This is a genomic window from Pseudohaliea rubra DSM 19751 (assembly GCF_000764025.1).
In the GTDB taxonomy this organism is placed as follows: domain Bacteria; phylum Pseudomonadota; class Gammaproteobacteria; order Pseudomonadales; family Halieaceae; genus Pseudohaliea; species Pseudohaliea rubra.
Genome location: NZ_KN234805.1, coordinates 1 through 9,513 on the forward strand (window position 1 = coordinate 1; position 9,513 = coordinate 9,513).

Annotated in this window: 10 protein-coding genes; 2 read left to right on the forward strand and 8 right to left on the reverse strand. The window is 70.0% G+C overall.

Annotation, left to right across the window (positions count from 1 at the left end):
* Window positions 1-62: 62 nt before the first annotated feature.
* Window positions 63-1,016 carry an XdhC family protein gene (locus HRUBRA_RS13880; protein WP_035518138.1) on the reverse strand — a complete coding sequence of 318 codons (954 nt, stop codon included), beginning with the start codon at window positions 1,014-1,016 and terminating at the stop codon, window positions 63-65.
* Between the two features lie 223 nt (window positions 1,017-1,239).
* Here HRUBRA_RS13880 and HRUBRA_RS13885 point away from each other — a divergent pair, with 223 nt between their 5' ends.
* Window positions 1,240-2,217 (forward strand): zinc transporter ZntB, encoded by a 978-nt coding sequence (locus HRUBRA_RS13885; protein WP_035518140.1) that lies wholly within the window; start codon window positions 1,240-1,242, stop codon window positions 2,215-2,217.
* A 71-nt stretch (window positions 2,218-2,288) separates the two neighbouring features.
* Window positions 2,289-2,669: a rhodanese-like domain-containing protein gene (locus HRUBRA_RS13890; protein WP_035518151.1), complete on the forward strand. Its 381-nt coding sequence runs from the start codon at window positions 2,289-2,291 to the stop codon at window positions 2,667-2,669.
* 30 nt (window positions 2,670-2,699) lie between these two features.
* On the opposite strand, the gene HRUBRA_RS13895 is transcribed toward HRUBRA_RS13890, so the two are convergent.
* From HRUBRA_RS13895 to HRUBRA_RS13925, 7 genes are all read right to left on the reverse strand, one after another.
* Window positions 2,700-3,464, reverse strand: coding sequence for a hypothetical protein (locus HRUBRA_RS13895; RefSeq protein WP_035518142.1), 765 nt, complete (start codon window positions 3,462-3,464; stop codon window positions 2,700-2,702).
* A 3-nt stretch (window positions 3,465-3,467) separates the two neighbouring features.
* Entirely contained in the window at window positions 3,468-4,871 is a 1,404-nt protein-coding gene (fumC, locus tag HRUBRA_RS13900) for a class II fumarate hydratase (RefSeq protein WP_035518144.1), read from the reverse strand.
* A complete protein-coding gene (locus HRUBRA_RS13905; protein WP_035518145.1) occupies window positions 4,868-5,302 on the reverse strand; it encodes an ion channel in 435 nt (144 codons plus the stop codon). Before HRUBRA_RS13905 ends, fumC begins: the two co-directional genes overlap by 4 nt.
* Window positions 5,293-6,336: a DUF2955 domain-containing protein gene (locus HRUBRA_RS13910; RefSeq protein ID WP_035518146.1), complete on the reverse strand. Its 1,044-nt coding sequence runs from the start codon at window positions 6,334-6,336 to the stop codon at window positions 5,293-5,295. Before HRUBRA_RS13910 ends, HRUBRA_RS13905 begins: the two co-directional genes overlap by 10 nt.
* 13 nt (window positions 6,337-6,349) lie before the next feature.
* Window positions 6,350-7,486: an HlyD family secretion protein gene (locus HRUBRA_RS13915; protein WP_035518147.1), complete on the reverse strand. Its 1,137-nt coding sequence runs from the start codon at window positions 7,484-7,486 to the stop codon at window positions 6,350-6,352.
* Between the two features lie 15 nt (window positions 7,487-7,501).
* The gene (locus HRUBRA_RS13920; protein WP_236629881.1) at window positions 7,502-9,043 is read right to left on the reverse strand and encodes an efflux transporter outer membrane subunit; all 1,542 of its coding nucleotides are present in this window, start codon (window positions 9,041-9,043) and stop codon (window positions 7,502-7,504) included.
* Window positions 9,030-9,513 (reverse strand): AI-2E family transporter (locus HRUBRA_RS13925; RefSeq protein ID WP_035518150.1); only part of this gene is annotated, 484 nt, incomplete at its 5' end. The genes HRUBRA_RS13925 and HRUBRA_RS13920, both read right to left, overlap by 14 nt.

Genomic DNA, 9,513 nt, shown 5'->3' on the forward strand with positions numbered 1-9,513 from the left:
TCCCGCGGGGGGCGCGGCCCCTCCCGACTGTGGGAGCGGCGCCTCGCCGCGACCCGGCCGCCCTACGCGGCGGCCTTCCTCCCGCGGCGCAGCTGCACCAGCTCCGCCATGATCGCAACGGCGATCTCCAGCGGCGTCTTGCTGCCGATAGGCAGGCCCACGGGCGCGTGCAGCCGCGAAAGGGCCTGCTCGGAAACACCCAGCTCCAGCAGTCGCTCCCGTCGCGCCGCCGTGGTCCGCAGCGAGCCCAGCGCGCCCACGTACCAGGCGTCGCTGTCCAGCGCCTCCATGAGCGCCATGTCGTCGATGCGCGGGTCGTGGGTCAGCGTGATCACCAGCGAATGCCGGTCGGCCGCATGCTCCCGGGCGATGTCATCGGGCATGCCCTGCAGCAGCGGCACCGCTGGACCGTTCCACTGGTCCAGGGCGTCCTGTCGTGGGTCCGTCACCAGCACATCGTAATCCATGGCCAGGGCGAGCTCGGCCAGGCTGGCCGCCAGCTCCCCGGCGCCGACCAGGAGCAGGCGCTGCAGGGGTCCGAACACCTGGCGGAAGGTGCCTTCGTCCAGCTGCGGCACCGCCGGTGTGTCACTGGCAGCGAGCGTGGTCTCCCCGCTCGCCAGGTCCACGCTGCGGCAGAGGCAGCGACGTTCCCCGATGGCAGCGCCGAGGGCCGCGAGCCAGGCGCGGTCATCGGGCCCCAGGCGCTGCAGCAACAGCGTCAGCTGACCACCGCAGGGCAGGCCGAGGCGGGCGTTTTCCTTGGCGCTCACCCCGTACTCCAGCCGCGCCACGCGCCGGTCCGTGAACTCGTCACCCGCCAGGCGCTCGAGCAGATCGTCCTCGACGCAGCCGCCGGAGACAGAACCGGCGCGGCTGCCGTCATCCGCGTAGGCGAGGAGCGAGCCCACGGGTCGCGGCGAGGAGCCACTGGCGGCAATGATCGTCACCAGCCAGGCGCCGTGTTCGCAGTGCCGGTGGGCGAAGTCGAGGACCTGCTGATCCCTGTGTTCCATTGATGCTCCCTGCCTGTGGGACCGTGACCGCCCCGGAGCCCTCGATTATAGTCGCCCCCATGGCGCCCTCTCGACCCTCGATCACGCTGCGCCCCGCGCACCCGGATGACCTGCCGGCGTACTATGAGGGCGACGGGTTGCGCCCTGCGGACGCTGGCCAGCACAGGCATCAGGTGTCTACAAATGGTATTTTTGCGAGGAAAGCCCGGGGGGGGGGAGCGTGATGGACGACTGGCCGGCGGGCGTGATCCACGCCCTGCAACTCGACGGCACCGGCGGCGCCGGGGCAGTCAGCTGGGACGAGGTTCTGGCCTGGCGGCCCGGAGAGGGTTGTCTCTGGGTGCACCTGCACCTCGACGAACCCGAGGCCCGGGCCTGGCTGGAGGAGGCGAGCGGCCTGAATGACATCGCCGTCGACGGCCTGCTTATGGAGGAGACCCGGCCGCGGGTGCTGACCCGGGGGAGCAACCTGCTCCTCACGCTGCGAGGGATTAACCTCAACCCTGGGGAAGACCCCGAAGACATGGTGTCCCTGCGCTTGTGGAGCGACGGCGAGCGGATCATCAGCGTGCGCCGACGGCGCCTCCAGTCCACTGAGGATCTCCTGGCCCTGCTCCAGCGCGGTGATGGGCCTGTTTCGGCCGTGGAGCTGCTTGTTGCCTGGCTGGACCGTCTGGTTGACCGCATGGGCGACAGCATCGAGGGCTTCGAGGACGCCGCGCTCGCGCTCGAGGAGGACCTCATTGCCAATGAAACCGGGCAGCTTCGCGGGGCCGTCGCCCTGCTGCGCAAGCGCACCATCTCCGTGCGCCGCTACCTCGCACCGCAGCGCGAGGCGCTGGCGCGGCTGACCGCGGAACCCCTCACGTGGATCGGTGAACTGGACCGGCTGCGCCTGCGGGAGATCGCCGATCGGCAGGTACGCCTGGTCGAGGCCATCGATGAGCTCCGGGAGCGCGCCGCCGTCGCCCACGACGAGCTCGCTGCGCGCCTTTCAGAGCAGCTGAATGCACGCATGTACCTGCTCTCGCTGGTGGCGGCGCTGTTCCTGCCGCTGGGCTTCTTTACCGGTCTCATGGGTATCAATGTCGGCGGCATGCCCGGCGTCGACAGCGACATCGCCTTCTGGTTCGTGGCCGGTGGCTGCGCCGTCGCAGCGGCGCTGGTGCTGCTTGCTTTCCGCCTCCGGCGCTGGCTTTGACCGGGATCATCCGCTTGCTGTTGCTGCTGCGCTAGACTGAGGGTTCCAAGAGGATGGAAGAGGAGCATGCTGTGAAGACATCCCACGAACTGGTCGCCGACGCCAAGGCGAGGATTCACGAGGTAACACCCGACGAGGCAGAGGCGTCCCTGGCGGATATCGATCTGGTCATCGACGTCCGTGAGCCGGAGGAATTCGGGGAGGATCACCTGCCGGGCGCCGTCAACATCCCCCGGGGCATGCTCGAGTTCAAGCTCACCGCCGACCCGGCCCTGGAGGACCGGAGCCGACGCGTGCTGGTCTACTGCAAGACCAGCGGCCGGGCGGCGCTGTCGGCGGTGGCCATGCAGGAGATGGGCTACCTCAACGTGGCCTCCATTGCCGGCGGCATCGACGCCTGGCGGGAGGCGGGCAAGGAGCTGGTGAAGCCCGCGCTGCCGGACTTTGAATAGGCGGTCGCGCCGGTTGGCGCAAGCCGGCCTTCAGCCGGGGAGGAGTACCTCCTCGCAGATCGCTCGCACGTCGTGGGCCTGCCCGCCCTCCTCGAGGGTGAGGTAAAGGGTGATCAGGTAGAAGCCGACCCAGACGAAATCGCTGTGCAGCGTGTAGTCGTGGGCCAGGAAAAAGTCGAAGAGTTCGTCAAAGGAGGCCTTGAAGCTGTCGATGGCAAAGCGCTGCCGCGACTGGCTGATGCCGAAGTGCTGCCGCAGCAGCCCGAAGAGTTCGTCGCGGGCGGCATCGGGCAGCCCCTTGCGGAGCATGCCTGTCGCCAGCAGGGCGCGCTCCAGCAGCGCTTCGTCGCCGCTGTAGAAGCCCCGGTAGATGTCCGCCATGCCCTCCCGGAACGTGGGCCGCAGCTGAACCCAGAGCCCGTTGGGCGCGAACACCAGCGCCCGGCCATCCATCGCGAAACGCTGGCTGCGCAGGTCCAGGAAGAGGCCGTCTTCGTTGAGCCACTGCGCGAAGTAGAGCCGCAGCAGGTCATCCCCGCAGCGCTTGCGCACCCGCGGTCCGTCCACCGCCGAGAGCGGCCGCAGGCCGTCGAGCTTTTCGGCCAGCGCGACACCCGGGTCCAGCGCCGCCAGCGCCTCGCGCAGCCTGCCCACTCCCGAGCCGCTGACGAAGCGCCAGCTCACGGATTTCAGGCTGCCGAGCAGAGGCTTCCACTCGATCGCGTCCCAGCCCCGGGCCGGCACAAAGCGGGCCAGCTGGCGCAGGTCTTCGGGCACGAAGCGCGGTAGTTCCATGGCTCAGTCTTCCGTCGGGTCCGTGGGGCGGGTCATGGCGTCCACATCCACCAGGCGGTCGAAGGTCTCGCCGTCGACTGCGCCGTCGGCGAGGGCCGCCTCGCGCAGCGTCGTGCCCTCCTCATGGGCGCGCTTGGCGATGGTCGCAGCCTGATCGTAGCCGATGGCCGGGGCCAGCGCGGTCACCAGCATCAGCGACTGCTCGAGGTGCCGGGCGATACGCGTCCGCTCCGGCGTCATGCCGGCCAGGCAGCGCTCGTTGAAGCTGTCCATCGCGTCGGCGAGGAGGCCTATGGCGCTGAGCACGTTGTAGATGATCACCGGCTTGAAGGTATTGAGTTGCAGTTGTCCCTGCAGACCGGCGGTGGTCACAGCGCTGTGGTTACCGATGACCTGTACGCAGACCATGCCCAGCGCTTCGGCCTGGGTCGGGTTCACTTTTCCCGGCATGATCGAGGAGCCGGGCTCGTTCGCCGGCAGCCGGAGCTCGCCGATGCCGCAGCGCGGGCCCGAAGCGAGGAGGCGGACGTCATTAGCCAGCTTGCCGAGGCTTACGGCCAGCGTATTCAGGGTGCCGGAGAGCTGCACCAGGGCATCATGGGTGGCGAGGGCCTCGAAGGTGTTCGACGCGGGATGGAAGGGCAGCCCGGTCTCTTCAGCCACGAGTGCCGCAAAGCGCCCGGCGAAGCCCGCGGGGCAGTTGAGCCCCGTGCCCACCGCGGTACCGCCCTGGGCGAGCCCGTAAACATCCACCAGGGCCGTCTCTATACGCCGGCGACCCTGCGCAGCCTGCGCGGCGAAGGCGGAGAACTCCTGGCCCAGGGTCAGGGGTGTGGCGTCCTGCAGGTGCGTGCGTCCGATCTTGTTGATCCCCTGCCAGGCCCCTGCCTGCTCGACGAGGCGCGCCTCGAGCCGCGCCAGGGCCGGCAGCAGTCGCTCCTGCGCCTCGCGGGCCGCGGCGATGTGCATGGCGGTCGGAAAAGTGTCATTCGAGGACTGGCTGCGGTTCACGTGGTCGTTCGGGTGCACCGGGTGGCGGCTGCCGAGATCGCCGCCGAGCAGCTCGCTGGCGCGGTTGGCGATCACTTCGTTGGCGTTCATGTTCGACTGGGTGCCGGAGCCGGTCTGCCATATCGGCAGAGGAAAGTGCGCGTCCCAGCGGCCCGCCATCACTTCCCGGGCGGCGTGGGCAACGGCGTCGGCGATGTCCGCAGGCAGGGCCCGGAGCTCTCCGTTGCTGCGCGCTGCGCAGTATTTCACCAGCCCCAGGGCGCGGATCAGGGGCAGCGGCATGCGCTGGTCGCCGATGGGAAAGTTGTCGAGGGCGCGCTGGGTCTGTGCGCCCCAGTAGCGGTCTGCGGGCACCGTCACGGTGCCGAGGGCGTCTTGCTCTTCCCGGGTCCTCATGCGGGGGGCTCTCCGAGAACCCGGCGCAGGGCGTGCTGGAAGGTATGCATGAGGGCGGCGGTGGAAATGCCGACCATGAGAATGCCGTTGATGGCCTCGAGGGGCCCGAGGAGCGCGTGCCGTTCGGACATAACGATATCTCCGTAGCCGAGGGTCGCGAAGTTCACTGCCGAATGGTAGACGGCCGTGGCGAGCTCGTCGAACTCCCCGAGGACGAGGAAGAGCAGGGCCCAGACCAGGACCTGGGCGAGGTTGCCGAGAATGAGGATCAGCATCACGCCGGTGAGCACCCGCAGCGCCGACCACAGCGCCTGGCCGCGGATGTGGGCTTGGCTGCGCGCATAGAAGCGCAGGGCAAGGACGACCAGGGTGGACTGCAGGATGAGGCAGATGGCCATCACCGGGACGCCGAGGAGCAGGTTCACAAGCACGGCAGCGCCTCCGGGGTTCTCGCGCGGGCGCCCCGGCGCCGGTTGCGCCAGCGTTCCAGCGCGGCCGTGGCCAGGAGCGCATAGCCGCTGACGCCGAGAAACAGCACCAGGCGCAGGGCAAAGGCCTGGTAGACATCCTTGCCCGCGGCGCTGTCCTGCACTGCGGCGCCGAGGAGGATGAGCAGCGTGACCAGCGCATTGACCCACCAGGTTGGCCCGTAGCGACTCGGAACCAGCCCGTAGCACCGGTACCCCGCAAAGGCGGTGAACAGCGCCGTCCAGAGGGTGAAGAACCACAGCGTGGGCGCAAGGCCCAGGAGCAGCCAGAACAGCACCGCGCCCACGCCGCCGGCGAGTGTCGAGGTGAGCAACTCCCGGGACGCCGCCCGGGTGCTGAGCGCTGAGGCCTCCCGGGACAGGAGCAGCGACTTCATGGCTACCGGCAGATAGAAGGTCGGGTTGAGGAGCAGCAGGGCGACCGGCGGCGCCATGAACACGGTGGCGCGCAGGGCGATCCACTGGCTGTCGGCGAGGGCCGGTGCCGGCGGTGGTGCCGGCGCGGCCTCTGTCGCCGGGAACAGGGCAAAGGCCGCGAGCTGGCAGAGCAGGGCGATCGCCGTGGCCTGGACCATGGCGCCGATGAGCAGGGCCGCAAGGCCCGGGTCCACAGCGGCGATGGCCGGGATCACCGCGCAGCCGATGGCGAGGAGCATGCCCAGCGGCTCCCGGCCCTGGCTGACTGCGATGCGGGTGCTGATAAAGATGCCGATGGCCATGAGCGTGAGTCCGGTCACCGGGTAAGTGCTGGCAAGGGGGCCCAGGAGCACGCCGAGGCCCAGGGTGAGTGCGAGGGCGAGCAGGATGGCGACAATGCGCTTCGCCCCGGGTGCTTCGCCCGCCCCGCTGGTGAGGAATACCGCCAGAAGTGCCGCCAGAAAGGGCATCGGTAGCGCCAGCCCGTAGCCGGCCGCAATGGCGAGCGCCGTTGCCGCGGCGAGGCGGTGACTGCTGCGGCGCGCGGCCTTCCGGTTCATCCGTTCCCGACCATCAGTAGGCGTAAGAGAGCAGGCTGGCGAGACGGATGTAAAGCCGGCCCAGTGTTGCCAGCGGCCCGGCGCCCTCCCCATAGGCGATCACCGAGGCCTGGCCGCCGACAAGGATATGCTTGCGAAAGGCCGCCGGCAGCGGTTCATCGAAGGCCACCTGCACCGGGAAGCGCTGCGCCGGCCGCAGCCAGTCGCGACTTGAGCGTACCGTGGGCAGCGTGCCCGCCGGCGCGTCACGGCCCGCGCTGATGCCGCGGCCGATGCCGCGGATACGCCCGGGATAGACGCGTCCGGGCAGCACATCGAGGATGATTTCCACCGCTGTGCCCGGGGCCAGGCGTCCCAGGTTGTTCTCCGTGTAGGCGGCGTCGATCCACAGGTCTTCGAGGGCGATCAGCGTCAGCACAGGGCTGCCGGTCCCCGCAAACTGTCCTACCTCGGTCCGCAGGGCGGTGACGAAGCCGTCGGTCTCGGCGACCACGGTGCTGTTGGCCAGGTCGAGTTCCGCTTTTGCGACCCTCGCCCGGGCGGCCTCAAGCTGCGTGTTGCTCTCGCCGAGTCCCCCCATGGTATCGATGGCCCGCTGCACCTCGGACGTCGCCGCTGCGACCTGCGCCCGGGCTGCCTCGAGGCTGGCTTCGGAGATCTCCAGCCGGCGCAGGGAGACCGTTCCCGGGTCCTCGTCGCGCAGCCGCTGCAGGCGCTGCCAGTCCTTGTCCGCTTTTACCCGGTTGGCTTCGGCGGCGCGCAGGTTGGCCCGGGCCGTGGTCACTGCCGCCTCCCCGGCGCGGACCTGCTGGCGCACGTTGGCCAGGTCGGCCCGGGCGGCCTCGGCGGCGATGGCGTACTGGCTGTCATCGATGCGGAAGAGGGGCTGTCCCCGGCTGACGCGCTCGTTGTTGCCGACGAGCACGGCAGTGACCTTGCCCGCTACCTTCGGCGCCACGCCGACTACGTAGGCCTCCACCCGGGCCTGGCTTGTGTAGGGCGTGTAGCGGTCCGCGAGCAGGTACCAGCCGAGGCTGAGCACGACGATAGTGAACAGCAGCAGGCCGCTGCGCCGTCCCGCCGGGGGCGGTGCGGACTCTTCAGGCTCCGGGGGGGGCGCTTCTGTTGACGGCGCGTCGGGCTCGGTCATGGCATTGTCCTGTTGTTATGGCTCGTGCGGCTCTGCGGGCGCCGCATCGAGGTGCTTATCCCAGGCCCCTCGCGCCCGCAGCGCTTCCTGCGTTTCTGCGGGCAGCAGGGTATCCGCCGTAGCGGTTTCCCAGCCACCGCCGAGGGCCGCATAGAGCCGGATGACCGCCTGCAGGTGGTCGCCCTGGTTGCCGATGGCGCGGTCCGCCTGCGCGGCCAGGGCGCGCTGTGCATCCAGAACCCGCTGGAAGCCCGAATAACCTTCCTGGTAGCGCCGCGTGGCCAGGGCCAGGGAGCGCTCGGCGGCCGTGAGGGACGCGTCGAGGTCCCCCTGGCGCTCGGCAGTCTTTACCACCTGCACGGCCGCATCGTCGATCTCCCGGGCGGCTGTGAGTACCGCAGCCCGGTAGCCCTCCAGGGCCTGCTGCAGCCGGGCGTCCTCGATCCGTACGGCGTTCTCGAGGCGGCCGTAGTTGAGAATGTTCCAGCGCAGCGTGGGCCCGGCGGCCAGCACCGTGCGGTCCGGCGCCAGTGCCAGGGAGCTGCCGGACCAGCCGATGCTGCCGGCAAGGCCGATGGCCGGGTAGAGCTCCGCCGCGGCGATGCCGATACGGGCGCTCTGCGCCGCCGCCTGCCAGGCCGCCGTGCGCACATCCGGTCGCCGGGCCAGCAGCCGTGCCGGCAGCGCCGGGATGGCCTGCGGGGCGACCGCGGGCAGGCTGTCGTCGATGGTGTCGAGCCCGGGAATGTCTCCCGGCGGGCGGCCGAGGAGCGCGGCCAGGGCGTTGCGCTGCCGCGCAAGAGCGATTTCCAGGCTGGGGATGCCGGCGCGGGTACTGAGGTACTGTACCTTCGCCTGCTGCAGGTCCAGCTCTGCGGTCTGTCCCTCATCGAACAGGCGGGTTGTGATTTCGAGGCTGCGCGCCTGCACCGCCACGTTCTGTCGGGCCACACGGATACGCCGGAGTGTGGTCTTGTAGCCATAGTAGCGTGCTGCCACCTCGGCCGTGAGCAGTAGCTGGGCGTCACGCTGGGCCGTGATGGTGGCAAAACTTGCGGCCTCCGCCGACTCCACGGCGCGGCGAAAGCGGCCCCAGAAGTCGAGTTCCCAGGCCAGGGACAGGCCGAGGCTCGCGCTGGTGTCCGTGCGGTCCGGGTCCAGGCCGGCGCTGTTGTCGACACCGGCGACTGCCGCGCTGCCCTCGATGCGCTGGCGCTGCGGGTAGCGGTTACCGCTGGCGATGCCGAGAGCGGCCCGGGCTTCGAGGACGCGCAGCCCCGCGCTGCGAAGGCCGGGGTTAGCGCGCCGGGCGTGGTCGATCAGGGCCGCCAGCCGGGGGTCTTCGAAGCGCTGCCACCATTGCGTCAGCGCGGCCTCCCAGGCCGGGTCCGGGTCGGTCACCTGGCCGTAGAGCGTCGGCTGCCAGGTCGCCAGCCAGTCGCTCTCGGGCTCCTGAAACTCCGGGCCCAGCGGCGCGCAGGCGGCACAAAACAGCAGTGCGGCGGCGCTTGCGAGCTGCCGGACAGGGCCCATGGCGCCGGCCTCAGGCGGGCTCACGGCCGGCGTCGGCCGGCGCCCGGTCCACCCAGCCCATAAGAAGCTGATAGCCCATGGCCAGCAGTACGGCACCGGTGAACAGACCCATGAGCCCGCTGGTTACCATGCCGCCGAGGGCGCCGAGGAGGATCACCGGCATCGGGGCATCGACACCGCGGCCGAGAAGCAGGGGCTTCAGGATGTTGTCGGCAAGGCCGGCGGAAAAGAAATAGACGGTCAGGGCAGTGGCGGCGGCGGCGCTCGTGTCGCCGGCCACCCAGACCCAGCCGATGGCCGGAAGCGTGACCACGATGGCCGGAAGCTGGATGATGCCGATGACCAGTACGACCAGGGCCAGGAAGCCCGGCCAAGGGATGCCGGCGAGGATGAAGCCGGCGCCGAAGAGTACCGCCTGGATGAAAGCAACGCCGATTACCCCGGCGGCGACAGAGCGCGTGGTGGCCACGGCGAGCGTGTGCAGGCGCTCGCCG

Bases quoted from the DNA above. Each gene is read 5' to 3' on its own strand.
- HRUBRA_RS13915 (WP_035518147.1), bottom strand. From the start codon at position 7,486: ATGACCGAGCCCGACGCGCCGTCAACAGAAGCGCCCCCCCCGGAGCCT.
- HRUBRA_RS13895 (WP_035518142.1), bottom strand. From the start codon at position 3,464: ATGGAACTACCGCGCTTCGTGCCCGAAGACCTGCGCCAGCTGGCCCGC.
- fumC (WP_035518144.1), bottom strand. From the start codon at position 4,871: ATGAGGACCCGGGAAGAGCAAGACGCCCTCGGCACCGTGACGGTGCCC.
- HRUBRA_RS13885 (WP_035518140.1), top strand. From the start codon at position 1,240: ATGGACGACTGGCCGGCGGGCGTGATCCACGCCCTGCAACTCGACGGC.
- HRUBRA_RS13880 (WP_035518138.1), bottom strand. From the start codon at position 1,016: ATGGAACACAGGGATCAGCAGGTCCTCGACTTCGCCCACCGGCACTGC.
- HRUBRA_RS13910 (WP_035518146.1), bottom strand. From the start codon at position 6,336: ATGAACCGGAAGGCCGCGCGCCGCAGCAGTCACCGCCTCGCCGCGGCA.